The sequence below is a fragment of the Dyadobacter jiangsuensis genome, from assembly GCF_003014695.1.
Lineage (GTDB): Bacteria > Bacteroidota > Bacteroidia > Cytophagales > Spirosomataceae > Dyadobacter > Dyadobacter jiangsuensis.
Window position 1 is genome coordinate 22,301 of sequence record NZ_PYAS01000004.1, and the last position, 21,543, is coordinate 43,843.

Sequence of the window (21,543 nt, forward strand, 5' to 3'; positions counted from 1 at the left end):
GGTTTTTTGTTTTTTGTTGATTTTTCTTACTATCGATTTGTTTTGTACCTTTTCTGGTATATTTAGCCCGAGGTACAAAAAGGTACAAATTTTTGGGCTTTAGGGGGGAAATGATGAAACATACTGAAACATTGAGAAACATTCTGAAACGTCAGGAAACATACTGAAACAATTCAAAAAAATGATGAAATGAGCTCATCTATTGAAACCGTACGGATTTGTCAGGAATGCAATAAAAGGTTTACGGCGCGAACCACCCAAACCCGATTCTGCTGCCTGAAGTGTAATAGGAGAAACTATAAAAAGCGAGTTCGCCAAGGAAAGGTAGAGCGAAGCGAGAAGGAGACGGTCGAGCGAAGAAAAGTATCGAAAGGAACTACTTCGACAGGTGATACTTCCACAAAAAGTTATCTGTCTGTTCAAGATACATGTTCCCTTCTCACTATTAGTAGGACCACCCTTTGGAGACTTATAAGCGATCGGAAAATCGAATCTGTTAAATTGGGTCGCCGTATTGTAATATCAAGAAGTTCAATAGATGTATTGAAGAATGCGGTTCGTCAGGCGCGTTTCAATATTAACGAGGTGGTGGCCAGTAAGGCAGTTCTTCCAAGTGTGACGCGTTCGCTATCAAGGCTAATGAATATCATTTCCGCTCATCAAACAGCAACAGTAACTTTGAATGACGTTTCTGGATGGCATCGCCATCTATCAGAGATTGTGGCAGAACTGGAAGCGTTTTGTACAAGTAACGGGTTGGACATCGGCTAATTGATATTAGCAGTCAATAAAGACCGGTCTTCTCTTTCCCAATTTGTTCTTCCAATAAAAGTGTTATTTGTAAATTGCAAAAATGTGATAAATTTGTAACTTGCAAATAACACTTTGGAAGCACTTTTTACAAAATACCTGCCGAAACTTCAACGCACATCAACCAAGTTCGTGCGTGATTTCATCCATCAGATCGACTGGGAGCGTAATCGATTGATCGGTATCAAAGGCGCTCGGGGTGCCGGGAAGACAACACTCGTGCTCCAATATTTAAAGCAAGCAGCGCTACCGACCGGCCAATCGCTATACGTTAGCCTAGACGATCTTTATTTCAGTGCACATCGTCTCTACGATTTAGGTGAGGCGTTTGTCCGGACTGGTGGGAAACTACTGGTTTTAGACGAGGTTCACCGATACGCCAATTGGTCCCAAGAAATCAAAAACCTATACGACGACTTTCCTGACTTGCGAATCATATTTACTGGTTCATCCATCATGCACCTGGAACGAAGCAAGGGGGATCTGAGTCGCCGTGCTGTCATGTATCATTTACATGGACTATCGTTCCGTGAGTTTCTTCAAATCCAACAGATTGCTTCCTGGACTGCGATTACGCTGCCAGATCTTTTGAACGATCACACGCAAATAGCGCTGGATCTCACGCAGACAATCAAACCGCTGGCTCATTGGAACGACTATCTGCAATACGGATACTATCCCTACTTTTTGGAGAATAAAGATGTCTACGCACAAAAGCTGACCGAAACAATTCAGCTCAGTTTGGAGCTGGATTTGCCGGCTGTCTATGGCATCAGCTACGCTTCCGTCGACAAATTGAAACAATTGCTTGTTGTTCTGGCCGAAAGTGTTCCCATGAAACCGAATATAAGCAAGCTTAGTGAAACGTTGAGTACGAGCCGGGCGCTTGTAGTAGAGTACATGCATTATCTGGAAGAGCTGGGAGTATTGATGTTGTTACATAGAGATAGCTTCGGAATTACCAGATTACAAAAGCCCGAAAAGGTCTATTTAAGCCATCCTAACCTTCAATTTGCATTACACCAAAGTCGTCCGGATACTGGAACATTGCGTGAGAGCTTTTTTCTTAGCCAGGTACAGCCGATGCATAAAGTTGAGTACACGGAGAAGGGAGACTTCAAACTGGATAGGAAGGTGACGATTGAAGTGGGAGGAGCAAACAAAACCAGGCAACAGCTCGCAGGTGTTGAGAATGCTTATGTAGCTGCTGATGGGCTTGAGGTGGGGTATGGAGATAAGATTCCGCTCTGGATGTTTGGGATGTTGTACTGATTTTCCTGTTTGGCATTGATATCGAACTACCGAGTTAAAATCGGTAGTTCGTTCCTAATAGGCATCATTGATGAATGTGACTCGCAGAAATTGAGCTAATTGTATCCAACTCGACCAGATTCTAACTTTTTCAACCAAATTCGACCATTTTCTACCAAATTCAGATTTTCGGTGTTTTTTCTAAGTAGCAAGCTATGTTTTTCCATGGTCGAAATTCCGCTTCGCGTCTTTGACCATGGAAAAACGGCTTGCCCCTCGGGAGTCAATTCGCCGGAGGCTCATTGGAGGAAACAGCAAATTGGGTATAAGGAATACGAAACCTTCCAAGATAAGCACAGTACTCGCGATATGTTTTGAGCGTTTGGTTTGCTCGATTTTTGGCTGTTCTGTGCACTCTCGGTATCTTAATTTCCTTCTCTTCCAATACTCAAATTGACCCATTTCGGTACTTTCTAATCAGGCTTAGTATTACACTAAAACAAATTACTGTATATTGCTAACTGGCATGTTAAACTGTATTATGGGATGGTGATTGGGTACATAAGGGATTCGAAGACTGAGCAAAATCAGGATTTGCAATTTGCCTCCCTTCGGAGCGCTGGGTGCGAGAAAATTTATCATGAAAATATTCCAGGCGTTTCAACGCAGATGCCAGAATATACGCGGATGATTTCGGAGCTTCGAAAAGGAGATATAATAGTTGTTTGGCGAATTGACCGCCTGGGGCGGACGACTTGTGAACTGATCAAACTAATGGTTGAATGGAATAAGATTGGGGTGGACTTTCGTAGTATTTCTGAGGGAATTGACACTTCTACAAAAATGGGTCGGCTTTGGTATTTGCTCAGTTCAGTGTTTGCTGAAAACGAACGTAAAGTTTTTATGGAGCGGAATTTAAATAACATGGAGGCCCGCAGGGCGCGAGGCAGGGTAGGAGGTCGACCCAAGGGGTTAACAACAAAGTCTAAGGAATTGGCTCGTGTAGCGGCTACCCTATACAAAAGTAAGAAATACACCACTAAACAAATTTGTGAGCAATTGAAAATCGGGAGCAAAGCGACTCTGTACAATTACTTGAACCATGAAGGTGTAGAAATCAAAGGCTGGAAAAGAGTCAAAAAAAATGAAAAAAAATTAAATTAAGTAACAGCTGCAAATTATGAGAATTAACCTAAGGAATGCGGTAAAAATATTCTTCCCAAATCCTTCTTTGGAAATGGTTTATTTCGAAGCTGTTGCTAATGCGATGGACGCTAATGCTTCCCTTATTCAAATATTCATAAATATTGATTCCTTATCAAAAACAGAAACATACACAATTGAAATAGTTGATAATGGAGATGGATTTACAGATAAGAACTTTGAGAAGTTCTCTAAATTATTAGAAATCGAAGAAAAGGGACATAAAGGAGTCGGTCGACTAGTTTTCTTGAATTATTTCGAAGAAGTGTATGTAAGTAGCATTTACCAAGACCAAAAAAGAGTTTTTACGTTGAGTAATACATTTGACGGAGATAATATTTTAAGTAAAGGACATGGGAGTTTGAAAAGAACTAGCTTATTATTCAAGAATTACGTTAAAAATAAAATTAACTCTTATGATTACGTTAAGCCAGAGGCGATTAAAAAAGCATTAATGGAACATTTTTATCCGCAATTATATCAATACAAGGTTAATTCCAAAGAATTGCGAATATCCATCGAGCTTAAAACAAATAATCCAAACCCTCAATATAATTTTTATCCAGATGTAAAGGAAATAAATGTTAGTCAAATACCAGACCTAAAACTAACAAGTTTTAAATCTGAGGAAATAGACTTGTATGAAAATTTGGATTTATACTATTCAGTTGAACAGAGGGAAGGTGCCATATCAACAACGATAACAGCATTAAGCGTAGATGGAAGGACTATTCCTGTAGATGTTATTTCAAAAGGTGGGATTCCTCAGGGATATGAAATAATTTTTTTACTATACTCTAACTTATTTGCTGGAAAGGTAAATATTTCTCGGCAGGAATTAGATATGGATGATGCTGAACTGAAAGTGATTAAGAGAATTTTTGGTGAAAAAATAATTGAAATTCTGGATATAAAAATACCATCAATAAAAACTATAAATGAGGTTACAACAAAATCGTTGGAAAATAGATATCCTCATTTAAATGGGCTTTTTGAAAACAATTCTGTGGGATTAGTTGATAGAAATCAATCATTAGAAATCGCTCAAAGAAGGTTTTTTCAATAACAAAAAGAAGTGCTGGACGCAGTGTCATTGACTGATGAAGTGTATGAAAAGTCACTACAATTATCAGCTAGAATTCTGACAGAATATATTCTTTACAGAAATATTGTAATCGAAAAATTAAAAAAGGTTGATAAAGAGAATAATGAAGATGAGATTCACAACTTGATTGTTCCAAAGCGATCAACCCTATCCAAGAGTAATTTCCACAATGATCTTTTTACAAATAATGCTTGGTTATTGGATGACAAATATATGTCTTACAAAACTATTCTAAGCGAAAGGCATATGTCAGAAGTTTTAAAGCATCTTGTTATCAGTGATGAAGATTCAGTTGACCATGAATTAGAAAAGAATAACAAACGTCCGGACATTACGATAATATTTTCTAATAGTCCAGATCAAGTAGAAAAAGTTGATGTAGTTATTGTGGAAGTGAAGAAGTTGGGTTTAGGTTTAGCAAAAAGGGAAGAGGTTACAAGTCAGTTGAGGCAAAGGGCTAGAAAGTTGTTGCAATATTTTCCTGATAAGATTCAGCGTATCTGGTTTTATGGAATCGTTGATATAGATAATGAATTCAAGGTGTCTTTGTTGGAGGACAAATACGTTGAACTGTTTTCGTGTGGAACTGTATTTTACAAGGAACAGTCAATAATTACAGATTTAGACAAGAGGATAGAAATTCCTATTGGTTTGTATGTATTATCCTTTGAAGCATTTCTTAGGGATGCCGAGGTCAGAAATTCAACCTTTCTAAATCTGCTCAAGGAGGAGCTAAGAGGCAGTTGTAGGAGCGTGTGACATTAGATTATTATCTAAATATTCACCGTTTAACGAACTTGTTCATAGTGAATACTCTAAATATTTAAATCTTGATTTGCTCTATCTAACTCTTATTTTCAACTTTTTTCATCGCCCTATTACCTCTTAGATTAATGAATTTTACTTCTGGTCAGCGAATCACCAACCGTGATGAAGATTTTATTATAAATGATGCCCTTAACAATAATAATGGCTGGATTCTGAAAGTTGAAGGTATTTCAGAATTAGTAAAAGGCAAGCGATTTGTCTTTGACACCAATATTGATAAGGAAATAAAGGTGCTCGATCCGATCGACACCAAACTTATACCGGATACAGATTACGGCTACCGGAAAACCAAGCTTTTCATTGAGAACCAGATGCGTAATGCATCGGTGTACAGCAAACAAATAACCATTGCACACAAGGCGGCTTTTAACCTGGCTACTTACCAGTTGGAGCCAACCCTCAAGGCTTTTGATTTACCCCGTCCCCGTATCTTGATAGCTGACGGTGTTGGCTTAGGAAAGACCATCGAAGTAGGCATTTTTCTGGCGGAGATGATAAAACGTGGTAAGGGAAAACGCATCATGGTATTGGCACTCAAATCGATTCTAGGGCAGTTTCAGCAAGAAATTTGGAACCGTTTTGCTATTCCCCTGGTACGATTGGACTCAGATGGTATCTCAAAAATAAAATCCGAATTACCAGCCAACAAGAACCCATTCGAATACTACGATAAAACCATTGTGTCCATCGACACTCTTAAGAACAATGCCAAATTTCAACACTATATTGAAAAGACGAAGTGGGATATAATCGTCATTGACGAATGTCACACAGTGGCCAATGCGGGTTCTTTACGTGGTGGACTGGCACAGTTGCTAAGCACAAAATGTGAATCATTGGTGCTAACTTCTGCTACGCCACACAATGGTAAAAAACAAAGTTTCGCCAACCTGGTGAACATGATTGAACCTTTGGCTATTAAGGATGATCTTGACTATACCAAAGAAGATATATTACCTTATTACGTTCGTCGATTTAAGAATGACATTGATGACGAATCCGTCCGTTCGAATTTTCAGGAACGTAAAGTAGTTTCCATTCATGCCGATTTGGGAGCGGCAGAGAATGCTTTTCTTGAATTGCAACAAAAAATAAAGTTTGAGGCCGTAAATTCACTTGATGCCGCGGACATACAACAAGATCTATTTGGCCGCAAATCAAAACGCAAGCAAAAGAGGGATCTTTTGTTTGCCATTGGCTTGTTCAAATCCTACATGTCTTCACCTGAGGCGGCATTGAGTACTCTGAATAACCGTATAGCTAAACTGAATCCTGTTGAAGACACCGATGATGTGGTGGAAAACAATCTGAACATATTGCTAGACCTTCGGCAGCGCTTACAGGACAATATTGATAATGCTGCTGATGCTAAATATCGCGCTTTTAAAGAAGAACTGATCCGTCTGAAATGGAAGGGACGAAAGAATGATTTCCGTATTGTTGTATTTGCGGAGCGCATCGAAACATTAAAAGCTTTAAAGCAAAAACTTAAAATAGATTTTGACTTAGATGACAAGGTAATAGCAGATTTCCATGGCTCGTTGACAGATATGGAGCAGCAGCGCATCATCGAAGATTTTGGCAAAGCAGATGCCGATTTTCGCATTCTGCTTTCCTCGGACGCTGGCTCGCAGGGTGTAAACTTACACTACTACTGCAACCACATGTTCAATTATGACATTCCGTGGTCATTGATAACTTTGGAACAGCGCAATGGTCGTATAGATCGCTACGGGCAAAGCAAAACGCCTTACATACACTACATGATTGCTAAATCTGATCTGGAAGGTTTGAAAGATGATTTGCACATTATCAATAAACTAAAAGATAAGGAAGAAACAGTATATCAGTCACTGGGTGATGCCGCCTCAGTATATAAATTGTACAATTCCACCGCCGAAGAAGATTTAGTGACAAAAGCTATTGCGGCAAATCAAGCATCACTAATAGATCAGCCGGATACGCCTGATACCGATGATGGCGGCTTTGATTTGGGCGATGATTTTTGGGACGATGCCACGCCTGCTTTAAAAGTAGCTGAGCCCATATTGGAACAGATAAGCTTGTTTAAAAATGAACGGGCCTATTACGATGCCTTGATACAGCAGTTAAAGGCGGACCAATACCTGAAAATGGACGATGCTCATTTTGAAGGTGATCTGTTGGAGGTAAAACATACCAAAGAACTTAACCGAATCTTGTACGATTTGCCTCAGGAAGCGAAGCCGGGTAAAATTGGTGACGTTTATCAGCTTTCGTTAAACAAAGATGATGTGCAGAATGCCATTGCAGAAGCTCGTAAAAAGAAAGGTGAGTGGGCTCGATTCCATATGCTTTACGAACTGCACCCGGTAGTACGTTTCCTGATGACACAGCTGGAAGCCAGTGTAGATAAAAATGTGGCACTGGTATCTAAACATTCACGGATGCCAGCCGGGGTTGCACATTTTGTAATCCATGGTTTGGTAAGCAATAGTGTTGGCCAGTCACTATTGGCTGATTTCTTTGTGTTGTCCTTGCACATAAATGGTGGGCTGCAAGGCAAGCCAATTCCTTTTGAAGATTTCGTGAAAGCTCACCAGCTTGATAAAGAATTGTATACAGAAGTGATAGAAGCCGATGACATCAGCCGTTTGCAAGCCTTACTGCCTGATGCAATAATATTTGCGAAAGAATGGCACATGAATAGAGAGCAAGACAAGTTGAAGTGGGGAATGGAAAAGAAACTGGCCGTTTATGAAGAGAAGCTTAAAAACTGGAAGGCTAGTAAAGACAAGCAAATACAACATGAGTTTGGGGATAAACCTGAATATGGTTATTTGAAGAGCCGTAGAGAAAAGAAGGAATATGATATTCAGACCATTCTCAATGATTCGAGCCAGTATTTTAAAGATCTTACTAGCCTCAATGGCGACGCTTACCTCAAAGTGTTGGCTGTTTTTTACAATTAATAGAAAGACAACTAATGATTCATTTCATACAAAACATAGGCGAGTATTTTGCATCTAATTACTTTGATGAAGATTTCTCTAAAAAAGTAATTGAAAAATCGGGCTATGGTTCGGATGCCATCAAAGAATTAGGCCAGGCTATTGCCAAACTAAAACCCGAATACTTTAAGCTGAAACAAAAGTTTATTGAAAACCACCTGCGTACCAAGGACAAGATCAATCTGTCGCACGGGTTTCATTCGTTGATGCTTACAGCTTTGGGTTATGATGCAGGTAATACGCAGTATCATGAGCTCTTTCCAATCAACGATAAAAACGTACTACCGGTAAGGCATATATTGTATCGGGGCAGCGAAATACACCTAATGGTGCTGGAAATGCACGCTCTTATCAAAACGAAAGATCAGGACAATCCCGACGGGTTATTTGAGCAAAGTTATAATGTAGAGCACGATGAAGATATTATTGCAAAGGCGCAAAAATACCATCGGTCTCAATGGGCTGATATTTTCACTGTACCTGATGGACAGAGTATTTCGCCGCTGATAATAAATAAGGCGATCAATGAGCTGTTTTTGTTGCCCACACATCGAAGGCCAAAATATATATTGCTTTGCGGTGGTAACCAGTATTTTTTATTGGAATGTGAAAAATGGTTTCGGGGTAGTTACTTGCAACTGGATCTTGAAGCAGTGTTTGATGATGCCAGCTCCCAGAAAGATTCTTACGCAGTTTTTCACCTGTTGTTAGGCAAGGATCTGCTGGCACCCACAGCCGAAATGATACTGATAGAGCAATTAGACGAGGATGCGCACAAAGCTGCCTATGAAGTAACTAAAGACTTAAAAGAAGGTGTTATTCATGCCGTAGAAAACCTGGCCAACGAAACGGTAAAGTATTTAAAGGGACAGGGTATCGATTACCATGAAATCGATGCCAGCCTTTTAAAAAGCGATTGCCTTAACATGGTTTATCGCTTGTTATTTTTGTTTTATGCAGAAGCGCGGGAGGATCTGGATATTTTACCATCCAATGATGATGTATACGAACGAGGTTACTCCCTGGAAATGCTGCGTGACCTGGAACAGGTACCATTGGTGACTGAATCCAGTATCAACGGATATTTTTTCCATGAGTCGCTATTCCGTTTGTTCCAGTTACTCAACAATGGATACCGAGAAGATGATGGGGTAAACAAGAGTTTCAAAATTCGTCACCTTGATTCACCCATGTTTGATGCCGGTGAACTGCATTATTTAAACAAAGTTAAAATCCGGAACATTGTTTGGCAGGATGTGATTTGTGAATTGTCGCTTTCCAAACAACAAAGAGGCAAAACTCGGGGACGCATCAGCTATGCCAATTTGGGTATTAACCAGCTGGGCAGTGTGTACGAGAGTTTGCTGGCTTTTCGTGGATTTTTGGCGGAAACCGATTACATAGAAGTACACCGAAAAAAAAAGAAAGGCGAAACAAGTGAGAAGGTGGTTCGTTCAGATGGATCTTACCTGGTTCCACGGCATCGCCTCGATGATTTTGAGAAGGACGAGATTTACTATACCGAAAAAGAGGAAGCCCAGGACGAACTGAAAGTAATTCCACAAGGGGATTTTATATACCGGCTAAGTGGGCGTGACAGGCAAAAATCGGCTTCGTATTATACTCCGGAAGTGTTGACCCAAACAACGGTGAAATATACACTAAAACCTATTCTGGAACGTCTGGATAAAGGTGAACTGAAAGCGTCGGCGCTACTGAAACTAAAAATATTGGAACCGGCCATGGGTGCTGCCGCCTTCCATAATGAGGTGATAAACCAACTCGCTCAGGCATACCTAACTTATCGCCAGGAGGAACTGAAACAGAGGGTGGATCCGAACCACTATCAGGAAGAGCTACAAAAAATAAAAGCCTATATAGCCCTTAACAATGTATATGGCGTCGATTTAAACCCAACAGCTGTGGAATTGGGTAAGCTATCGCTTTGGCTCAACGTGATTCATAAAGACATGCAAACACCCTTTTTTGGTTACCGTTTGGGTGTGGGTAATGCTGTTGTGGGTAGTTGGCTGAAAGTGTTTAAACACAAAGATTTTTCATTCGTACCAAAAGGCAATTCCGGTGCATATGAGAAAAAGGAATGGTGGAATAGAGCACCACAACATTTAAAATTTGGCAAAAAAGGCATATTGCGTAAAGAGGATGAGATTTATCATTTCCTCTTGCCGGATATTGGAATGGCGTCAAGTGCCGGTATTAAACTATTAAAAGACACCTACCCAAAGGAGACAAAGGCGGTTAGCGATTGGCGGAGAGGCTTTTGCAAACCAATCGACGGAGATGAATTTAAAAAGCTTCAACAAATTTCTCGTGCCATTGATGCCCTTCTTTTGGAGCATTATGAAATTCAAAGAAATATTGGCCTCATTACCGAAGCCAATACCGTTTTTTTTGGCAACGAGAATACGGAACTCCAACTCAATTTTCAGGGATATAGCTATGAACAAAAAGAAAAGTTTGCCAGGGAACGCCTGAAACCTAATGCGCCTTATTACAAGCTAAAACAGATCATGGATTATTGGTGCAGCCTATGGTTTTGGGATGTGCGTGCAGCTGCGGATCTGCCGACCCGTCAGCAGTGGCATGAAGACCTGATGCAAGTACTAAACATAGATCTATCGGTTGAACCACACACAGAATTGACAGATGAAGAAGTAAGTCGCGAATACCGCAAGGACAAAAAGCAGCTAGAAAAGCAACTTGTAGAAGCGTTAAAACAATCTTCATCGTCCTTATTTACCAACCAGCGTGCAGTATTGGTGAAGCAATATGCTGATCAGTATCGCTTTTTCCATTATGAATTGGAATTCATAGAGGTGTTTAGGGAGAACAATGGTTTTGATATCGCAGTGGGCAATCCACCATGGGTAAATATTACATTCGATGAAACGGGAGTTTTATCTGAGGTGTATCCCGAGGTTTATGTAAAAGGCTATTCTGCACCACAGGTAAAAAAGTTTGGTCTGAAAGTAGTCTCTGAAGAGGAATACTTGCTTAGGATCTATTTGGAAGAAAATATAGAAGCTAATTGCACTAAACAATTTCTTAAATCAATACAAAACTATCCTCTCCTTAATGGTCAACGAAATAATTTGTATAAATGCGTAATATCTAATGGTTTAAATTGGATTAACAAAAATGGTTTTTTAGGATTAATTCACCCGGAAGGAATTTACGATGATCCGGATGGATATGAATTAAGAAAGGAACTGTACAAGAGATTAAAATATCATTTCCATTTTAGAAACAGCCTTTTTCTCTTTCCAGAGGTGCATGACCAACAGACTTATAGCATAAATGTCTATTCAGGTAATGAAGACACAATAGATGTGATAAATATATTCAACCTTTTTCATCCGTCAACTATCGATGGTTGTTTTATTCCGAGTCAAACATCAGAATCGATAGGTATAAAATTGAAAACTTTTAAGGGGTTCGAATGGAACTTAAAATCTAGTCCAGAAAGACTTATAAAAATAACGAAAATTGAACTTAGACTGCTCGCCAAAACATTTGAGAATTCTACTAATTATGATGGAGCAAAACTAGTTTCTATACATAGCAAAGATTTGCTATCTGTATACCAGAAGTTAAAGTCTGTGAAAACTTGTGTTAAAGATTTTGATCATAAAATTACAGACTGTTGGAACGAGACCACAAGTGTTAATGATGGTACTATTCGCCGTGAAACAAAATATCCTAAAATTGAAGATTACGAAATGATTTTTAGTGGACCCCATATTTTTGTAGGTAATCCAATGTACAAAAGTCCCAAAAAAGTTTGTTTATTAAATTCGGATTACGATGTAATTAGTCTAGAAGAGACCGCCGAACATTTTAATTCTCGGACAAATTATATCCCCTTAAAAGTGAATATGGTATCCTCAATAAAGGGAATAGAAAACAAAGATGGGTCGTTTGGGAGTTGGAGTCAAGAATTTCGGTTGTTATTTAGGCGAAGATTGAATCAAGCTAGTGAAAGGACGCTATGTGGAGCTCTCATTCCTCCATACACAAGTCACGTGAATACTACCATTTCAGTATATTTTTTACATCAAGAGTATACGTTAGAATTAAGTGCATTGAGCTCATCCTTGATTTTTGATTTTTATATTAAAACAATTGGAAAACCTGATTTATACGATGATACCATCAGTAATTTCCCCTTAGGAATAGATAAAATATTTCTTCCACCACTAAATTTAAGGTCGTTACTCTTGAACAGTCTTTCTGTAAACTACAAGCAACTTTGGGAAAGCTCATACGATGAAAAATTTGCTGATGACTCATGGTCGGTAGCAGATCCTCGATTACCCTCTTTTGATACTAGAGAAAAGGAATGGAACTGGGCAATTCCTTTGCGAAGCCATTTTGCTCGCAGAATGGCATTGGTGGAGATAGACGTAATTTCTGCTATGGCATTTAAACTAACCCTCAAAGAGCTTATAAGCATTTATCAAATTTATTTCGACGTTCTTCAACAAAACGAAGATGATACTTGGTATGACTCCCGTGGCAATATAGTCTTTACCAGAGCAGCAGGTTTAATTGGAGTAGGTCTTGATCGCTCTGATTGGGAAAAGATAATGGATATGCAGGAAGGTGAAATTACCCATACAATCACCAAAAGTGAGCTCTATCAGGGCCAGCAGGTGGTGTACCATGCTCCCTTCACCAAATGCGATCGCGTGGAAGATTACAAACGGGCTTGGGTGCATTTTGAGAAACGGTTTAATACAAGTGAAGGCGCAGCTGGCATAGATGCCAGAGCAGTGGATTTGGCCTAAGCGTAAATTGAAGAGGATTTAAGTGGGGTATATTCCGGGAAGCCACTAAACAAAGAAGATAACAGACCGGATAAATTTTGATAGAATATGCTGAGTTTACAACAGGCCATAGAGATAAAAGAGTCGATTACCTCGTACCTGAAAGCAACTTTTACTTTTCGCAAAAAAGAGGTGGCTGGGGCTTTTAATACCTTTATTCATCATCCCACACAGGGCATGTTTAAAGGACCTTATATTTCACTTAGGCTGCGGTTTGTAAAGGCAGATGCCGATGCGGTGGCTCAAATACCTTTAACCATAAAACCGACCTGGCCACCCTACGATCACCAGGTAAAATCATGGACAAGACTTTCTACCATAGAAAAAAAACCAGAACCAACAATTGTTACTACCGGTACCGGGTCAGGGAAAACGGAATCTTTTCTTTACCCAATACTTGACTATTGCTACCAGCAGCAGCACCGGGCAGGTGTCAAAGTAATTATCCTATACCCCATGAATGCCCTGGCCACCGACCAGGCCAAGCGTCTGGCTGAGCTGATTCATGAAGATGAGCGTTTACGAGGAAAAATAACAGCTGGATTGTTTATTGGCGAGGGGAATGGCCCGAAAGGTCAGTTCCCAAAAACCATGGGTGAAAATCATATCATTGAGCATCGCGATACGATTCTAGATTCACCACCCGACATTTTGCTTACTAACTTTAAGATGCTTGATTATGCTTTGATGAAGCATAATTACCACAAACTTTGGTTGGGCAATTTTAAAGATGCTAGTTTATTGCAGTTCCTGGTATTGGATGAATTGCACACCTATGACGGTGCGCAGGGCACTGATGTAGCCAACTTGATACGTCGTTTAAAACTTAAACTAGAAATTCCTGCTGAACAACTTTGTGCAGTGGGAACGTCTGCTACCATAGGTTCCGGCCCGGAAGCTCCACAATTATTGGCAGAGTATGCCAGCAAGGTGTTTGGAGAGTCAGTCACCACCGATGCCATCATTACCGAAAACCGAATTGATGTAGCTTCCTTTTTTGGAGAAGATGATACCTTGATGGACTTCATGCCACTTCCCCACAAGCTAAAAGATTTGGTACATCATGAGAGCGAAGCCTTTGATAATTATTTGCAAGCCCATATAGACATTTGGCAGCAGGACAAAAAACAACTGGCACAAGGGCTTATACAGCTAAAATTGGTGAAAGACCTGGTGAAAGTTGCTAATAAAGGAAAAGGCACACGCCCTGTGGAAGATATTGTTCGAGACTTATCTATTGCAAACGAAAATTTCAGAAAGCTGGCTCAATGGGATGCTGCTAATGAATATAGTCCCAAAGAGCGGATTTTGGAATCGTTGCTGACACTTATTGCGGCGGCAAAAGATATTGATAACCCTCGATCACCATTTATGTATCTTCAGGTGCAATTGTGGATACGGGAGTTGAGTGGCGTACAATATACTTTGGAGCAACCAGCCAGCTTTACTTTTCGTGATCAGATAGCGGCCAATAGTGAAATAGCTGCATTGCCGCCATGGTATTGCCGGGAGTGTAACTCATCGGGCTGGCTGGGAGTAAAACCTGACAACCGGGATGTATTCAGCAAGGACATCACCGAAGTGTATGACAAGTTTTTTGCACGCCATAAGAACGTCTATTTTCTACTACCTGGCAACGAATTGAATACCGAAGACATACTGGCTACCGGATATGTTTTTGATGATTTTTTACAGGAAAAAATTCATCCGGTATTGTTGCATATAGTAGCCAAGGATGAAGAAGGTTTTGCCATTCAGGCATTCAGGAAGTTGAAGGACAACAAGACCGAGCATATTTGCCCTTGCTGTAATAATTCCGGTACAGTTGCCATCATTGGTACTAAAATACCAACGCTAAGCTCCATAGCCGTGAGCCAAACGCTGGCTACAGACTTGGATCCTGCCACCGACCAAAACCGCAAAGTATTGGCCTTTACCAATTCGGTACAGGATGCAGCACACCAGGCAGGTTTTATTGAGGGCCGTAATTATCGTTTTACGCTGAGGGCATCCATTCAAAAAGTTATCAATGAATTAAGGGAGCCCCAACGATTAGATTTGTTGTCCGAACAGTTTATTACTTATTGGAAACAACATGCCGATGAAACAGGTACAGATCCGCTTAGTGGTTATCTCTATCGTTTTTTCCCGAAAGACTATGTAGGAAAGGCTTCTCCACTGGATTATTTTAAAGCGGAGAGATATTATCCTCATTTCCTGAAAGAGTTTGATACCCGGATCCATTGGGAAGTATTTGCAGAGTTTGGCTTTAATAGTCGGATTGGTAGAACATTGGAAAAAACAGGGGCATCTTCAGTATATTTTGATCCGGAGAGGTTAGCAAAGGCAGTTGAATTAATGAAAGATTGGTTGACTGTAAACGACATCAGCCAGACCATCCATCAAGACGATTTAATACGTTTTACAAACCTGGTTTTACACCGGGCCCGTAATCGTGGCGCTATTGACCATACATTTTTACAAAAATTCAGAGAAGACAAATTAGGCCTTTGGGATCTGAACTGGCAAAAGGATGGCCGCCATTTTTTAAATCCGAAATTTGGCACGCGTTCCAGGCTCCCAAAACTATTAACCAACCATGATTCCAAGACAAACCTGTTGGATACCACCAGGGCAAAAACAACCAATTGGTTTCATGCTTATTTTAGAAAAACCTTTCAACAGGCAAAACCTGATCCAAATTTTGTAAACGAGTTCTTCGAGCAGTGGACACAGGCACTCACAAATGCTCAGTTGTTAAATAAGCGGTCAACAAGTGATCAAAATTTTTCTTACGCCATTGTAGCCGATGCCATTTGGGTAAAGAAAAATGTGAAGGAATATCGTTGCAGTACCTGCGAAGACGTGATTTATACCAACGATGATGATTTGTTGATAGCAGAGGGGCAGTGCCTTAGTTATCGTTGTACAGGTAAATATTCATTGGAGCCCGCAGTTAGTAACAACTACTATAAGGCGGTTTACAATCGAAATCGTTTCCCCCGAGTTTACGCCAGAGAGCATACCGGTTTGTTAGAACGGAGAAAACGGGAACGGTTGGAGATCGATTTTAAACAGCGAACCCGTTTCAACGCCACCAATACTTTGATAGCTACCAGCACGCTGGAAATGGGTATTGACATTGGTACATTAAATACAGCTTACAACAATTCGGTACCACCCTTACCTTCCAATTTTTTGCAAAGGGTTGGGCGTGCAGGGCGTAGCTCCGGGGCTGCATTGGTTGTCAATTTTGCTAAGAACCAAAATCACGATCTCTATTATTACACGGATCCGTTGGAAATGATGCAGGGGGAAGTCAATACACCCGGCTGTTATCTGGAAGCCAAAGATATTTTGCGCAGGCACTTTACGGCATTCTGTGTTGACAGCTGGACATCGGCACAGCCCAATGAAAATGCTATTCCCACATTTATCCGTGATCTAAAATTAGCATCCCGGATTTTGAGCGACGCCAGCTTTTTTGTGAACCGGTTGACTCATTTCATAGAAACCAATAAAGTGGTTTTGACCAACCAGTTTTTAAAACAATACGATAATCATATTGCAGAGGAAGTGTTTACCGAAGTTGCGGACGCTTTGGACTCAGGTAGATTTTGCGAACAATTGGTGAAGGTTTTCGAAAGAATAAAAAATGAAATACACGAAATAGATAAACGCAGGAAAGAGCTGGACGATACCGCCATTATTCTTAACCTAGCGAAAGGCGATCCGGCCTTGGAAGAACTAAATCGGGAAAAGAAAAACCTGAGTGGTATAAAGAAAGGAATTGCCGCCAGGAATACATTGGAACATCTTACAAATGTAGGCGTACTACCCAATTATGCTTTTCCAGAGACAGGAGTGCGCCTGAATGCGCATGTACTGAGTAGCCAAGCCGAAGGGAGCGACAATATTGCATTACCCAAAGATTTTGAAATTATACGTCCTGCCTCACAGGCGATAAAAGAGCTGGCTCCGGAAAATTATTTTTATACACAGGGTTATCGTTTTGAAATAACCGGCGTCAACATATTCGACTGGAGTGAGCCTATCAATTTTCATCATAAACGTTTTTGCTCAAAATGTGACCATATTGAGTTGGATAGCATGGCAGCCAAAGGTAGTTGTCCGAAATGTGCTGATCCATCATGGCAGGCTGCTTCCAATGTGCATCGGTATGCAAAACTCACTGCGGTAAAATCGTTTAATAATGCGGGTAGTGCGACATTAAGCGATGCGGATGATGACAGAGAAGCGCAGAGGTATCTAATGATGAACCATGTATACCTGGATAACAAAACTTCGGAAGGTGCATGGATATTAAAAGATATTCCCTTTGGTATTGAGTATGTAAAAAATGCGACTATTACATCTGTAAACTATGGTCGCAGTGATGCCAATGATGCGCGCAAGCTTAGGATTAACGATACGGAAGTACTGACAAAGGGTTTTGTAACCTGTAAATATTGTGGCAAGTCATCGTCTGCAACGCATCTAATTACCGTAGCCAAAGATTTCCATTACGGATATTGTAAGCATAAAGAGATAGCCTACCAGGCAGGTCAAAGCGAAGTTTTTGAAGAGGTCTATTTCTTCCGGGAAGTGCAAACTGAGCTATTGAAAATTGTATTACCAATTCAGGAGTTTAATAGTGAAGCAGATATCCGGATGTTTGAGGCTGGCATTGACGTAGGTCTCAAGAAGTATTTTAAAGGTAATCCGGGACACATCCGAATTTTGCCTTACCGGGAATTCAATCATAAAACAGACAAGTTTGACCGGTTTCTATTGCTGTACGACACTATTCCCGGCGGCACTGGATACCTGGAGCAGCTGTTTGACCATAAAGAATTCTCATTGCTTTTGCAGTATGGTTATGAAGCAATACGCGACTGCAGTTGCCAGTTGACGGGCAAGGATGGCTGCTATAAGTGTATTTACTCCTATGGTAACCAATACACTCGGGCCGATTTAAGCAGGGCAAGGGCAGAGAAATGGTTTAGCCAGATTTGTAATAAGACGGATGCCTGGATTCTCAATAAAGAAGGACTTACTTCCATAACAAATAGTGGAAAAATCGAGGAGTCTGAACTGGAAGAAAGGTTTATAAAACTGCTCACTGTTTTTGCGGACAAAACAACAGGTGTGAGTTTTGAAAGTAAAAAACAGGACGGAACGGTGTACTACGAGTTGCGACTTAAAAAAGGAGATATTGATGCACTGTATTGGATAAGGCCACAAGTAGCCCTGGGCACTAAGGATGGTATCGCTTACAGTACCCGAACCGACTTCTTAATAATTTGTGGAAGCTATTTGGTGGATAGCGTTCAATATAAGGATGAAGTTTCGCGCATAGCCATTTACCTGGATGGGTACCAGTACCATGCATCGGAAACACACAACGTTTTTGAACGGGATATTGAAATAAGAAAAGCTATTACCAAGAATCCACAATACAAATCCTGGACACTCACCTGGCAAGATCTGGATGAGTGGCAGGCTGTGCTGGGCGGAGATACAACCGTAAAAGACCAAATATTCAGTCTCTACAAAACTTATTTTGCAGTTAAGTATACAGATAAACTGTTAGCCACTGTCACCGATCAGCAGAAAGTTAATTACAGCCAGGGACATACAAATGTAATGCGTCTACTGACTCAACTTTGGCATCCGATTATCAGCATATACCAAAAATCGTGGTTTTTATATGCAGCTTCTTGGACAAAAAAACTTGTAGATCCTTCTTTTGACCCTGATAAGCTTAACGCCTTGTTAACGGGCAAGCTTACAACAGATAGTTATCTTAGGGATAATAAAGTCAAGAATTTTGATGGCCTGGTTCCGGTTGAGGAATTACCACACTTTGATTTTGCGCTCTGGAAAATTTGGGTGAATGTTTATCAACAGATCATTTTCAACAACCTCGTGGTTCAAAAAACTGGTTTAGTTGATAAGGCACAATGGGAATGTTTTTGGCACATCTTCAATTTGTTTCAGTCCGATAACTTTGTAACAGCGCAGGATACTGACGACTACGACGCAGAAGCAAATGTTGATCTGTTTAGCGAAATAAAGGACTACTACCATGTGGCTTTGCATACATTGATTGAACAAGCTATTCAAAAAGGATGGGTAACGGCAGAGAACGGGGCGTATCTGGATTCTTGGATGGACGAAATTGGCAATGTTTTGGCCGATGCGGAATTGATTTTAGTTGCACCTAAAATAGCGATCGGTCCATATTCGGATGAAAGCCGCAACGCTTTTGAAACGGCGGGATTTACCATTTATACACTTGAACAGTTAGACGATATTAAGCTATGAAGCTATTTATATATGATAAGTTTTGGGATGCCCTGTTGAGCTTAAATAAGACGACACAGACAAAAGTGACCGAGTTCATTTCAAAGTTCAGAGCGAATTCTAAATCTGCGGCAATCCATCTGGAGTCAATCAATACATTCAAAGATCAAACTTTGAAGACAGCCCGTATCGATCAAAAATTCAGGGCGATACTAAAAGAAGTACAGCCATCAGAAGTTTACCTGCTGGTTTGGGTAGACAATCATGATGAAGCTATGGACTGGGCGAAGAACAAAATGATTGACTGGAACGAACAAACACAAGCATTCCAGGTATATAGCATAGATGAAACCACAATTGCCTTTCCTTCAAATACACCAACTGATCTGTTCATGAGCCAGTATGATGGCAATGCATTGACCTCAATTGGTGTACCCGAAGTATTGTTACCGTCGGTGTTAAAGGTGCAGAACTTGCAGGGTTTAGAGAAACTTGAAAGCTATTTACCAATTGATGTTTTTGAAAACCTATTTTACTTGTTAGATGGAGCCAGTATCAATTCGCTATTGGCGGAAATACAGGAAGGTAAAAATGCTGCTGAGATGTTGGCAAGTAAGAACAACGCCAGGTCATTTATTGAACTGACTGATGACGAAATTTTCAATGAAGCGTTGCAAGGATCTTTGCAAAAGTGGAAGTACTATTTACATCCTTCTCAATCGGCCTTTGTAAACGGCGACTTCAAAGGAAGTGTAAAACTTTCCGGAGGAGCGGGTACCGGGAAAACGATTGCAGCCCTGCATCGTTTAAGACACCTGGTTCAACATAAAAAAAGTGCGCTACCTATTCTGTTTACAACATTTACGAAAGAGCTTACTGAAAATCTCAAAAGCCTTGCCGCTGAACTCGAGATATCAACCGGGGCTTACCTAATCGAAAATATAGATGCACTTGCTTTCAGGCTGGCACAACAATACCATTTAATCAAAAACACCGATAAGGTTTTTGGTCTTAGTGCTATAAAAAAACCGATGGCGATATGGGAACAGGTATTGGCAGAAAAACTGTCACCTTTTGATGAAGATTTTTTACAAGAAGAGTATGAAGCCATCATTTTAGACCAAGACATTCATTTCAAAGACGATTATCTGAGAGCAAGCCGTACAGGTAGAGGCAAAGCAATCAGCAGAAAAGACCGTTTTTTAATCTGGGACATGATTGAAGACTTTAATTCTTGTAAAGTGACGGAAGGGCTTTTCTACAAAGAGGAGATATACAATAAAGTGAGCCAGTACCTGCAAAATAATAACCAAGATCTTTTCTCACATATCATAGTAGACGAATTACAAGATTTTTCCAATATAGAATTGCGGTTCATCAGGTCGCTTGCAGGCGTAAATAACAATGACTTATTCCTTGTCGGTGATCCCTTGCAAAACATCTACAATAAAAGGATCAACTTTTCGAGAGCCGGGATTAATATTCGCGGAAACAGAAGCAAGCGGCTAAGGATTAATTATAGGACTACCGAAGAAATCAAAAACCTTGCACTACGTGTGATTAGTGAAGAAAGCTACGATGATTTTGACGGAAGTGTTGAAGACAAGAAAGGGTATCTTTCCTTGTTTCATGGCGTAAAACCGGAATATCATGTTTACAAGACGAAAAACGAGGAGTTGGATTCTGTTGCCAGCGATATCAAGCAATTAGTGGAAGAAGGTTTTACATACAACGATATTGTTGTGGCTGCAAGGACTAAGGATGCAGTAGATGATTTTAGGAACTACTTTCACAAATTGAACATTCCTTTTGTGAACAAGAATCTTCTGAGCAACCTGAATGAAGGGGTTAGGCTCTCCACCTTCCATGGATTAAAAGGACTAGAATTTAAACAGGTTTTTTTGGTCGATGTGAATGATCGGACTTTTCCAAAGCAGCCTTACAATTTCAATAGCTTAACTCCGGAAGACCAACAGCAGATCACCAGGACGGAAAAAGCACTGTTCTATGTAGCATGTAGCCGTGCGGTTCAACGGTTGATTATCAGTGGTGTTGGGACAAAAAATTTGATATTGAGCTAAGTGGAATAGTTAGTTAATAGCAGCGGACAGGACTCCTAATGGTGATGGCAATACGTTTTGCCATGTCATCCGAAACAGAAGGAGGGTCGTCAGCAAACCCCAAGTTGGGCTACAGCAGCCAA

9 protein-coding genes are annotated in these 21,543 nt (G+C 40.4%); all 9 read left to right on the forward strand.

What is annotated here, in order from left to right; translation table 11 throughout:
* Positions 1-189 precede the first annotated feature (189 nt).
* The 9 genes from CLV60_RS34985 to CLV60_RS08675 all read left to right on the forward strand — a co-directional run bounded on the left by CLV60_RS34985 (position 190) and on the right by CLV60_RS08675 (position 21,421).
* On the forward strand, positions 190-771 hold the full coding sequence (locus tag CLV60_RS34985; RefSeq protein WP_106594997.1) for a helix-turn-helix domain-containing protein: 582 nt from the start codon (positions 190-192) through the stop codon (positions 769-771).
* A gap of 114 nt (positions 772-885) precedes the next feature.
* Positions 886-2,082: an ATP-binding protein gene (locus tag CLV60_RS08645; protein ID WP_106594998.1), complete on the forward strand. Its 1,197-nt coding sequence runs from the start codon at positions 886-888 to the stop codon at positions 2,080-2,082.
* Between the two features lie 525 nt (positions 2,083-2,607).
* On the forward strand, positions 2,608-3,225 hold the full coding sequence (locus CLV60_RS08650) for a recombinase family protein (RefSeq protein ID WP_106594999.1): 618 nt from the start codon (positions 2,608-2,610) through the stop codon (positions 3,223-3,225).
* 16 nt (positions 3,226-3,241) lie between these two features.
* Complete coding sequence (locus tag CLV60_RS34625; RefSeq protein WP_229210880.1) at positions 3,242-4,330, forward strand: ATP-binding protein; 1,089 nt, start codon at positions 3,242-3,244, stop codon at positions 4,328-4,330.
* A gap of 9 nt (positions 4,331-4,339) precedes the next feature.
* Entirely contained in the window at positions 4,340-5,128 is a 789-nt protein-coding gene (locus tag CLV60_RS34630) for a hypothetical protein (protein ID WP_229210881.1), read from the forward strand.
* A gap of 134 nt (positions 5,129-5,262) precedes the next feature.
* Entirely contained in the window at positions 5,263-8,148 is a 2,886-nt protein-coding gene (locus CLV60_RS08660) for a helicase-related protein (protein ID WP_106595000.1), read from the forward strand.
* 14 nt (positions 8,149-8,162) lie between these two features.
* On the forward strand, positions 8,163-12,995 hold the full coding sequence (locus CLV60_RS08665) for an Eco57I restriction-modification methylase domain-containing protein (RefSeq protein ID WP_106595001.1): 4,833 nt from the start codon (positions 8,163-8,165) through the stop codon (positions 12,993-12,995).
* Positions 12,996-13,082: 87 nt separating this feature from the next.
* The gene (locus tag CLV60_RS08670) at positions 13,083-19,361 is read left to right on the forward strand and encodes a DEAD/DEAH box helicase (RefSeq protein ID WP_106595002.1); all 6,279 of its coding nucleotides are present in this window, start codon (positions 13,083-13,085) and stop codon (positions 19,359-19,361) included.
* Positions 19,358-21,421, forward strand: coding sequence for a 3'-5' exonuclease (locus CLV60_RS08675; protein ID WP_106595003.1), 2,064 nt, complete (start codon positions 19,358-19,360; stop codon positions 21,419-21,421). Before CLV60_RS08670 ends, CLV60_RS08675 begins: the two co-directional genes overlap by 4 nt.
* Positions 21,422-21,543: the final 122 nt, after the last annotated feature.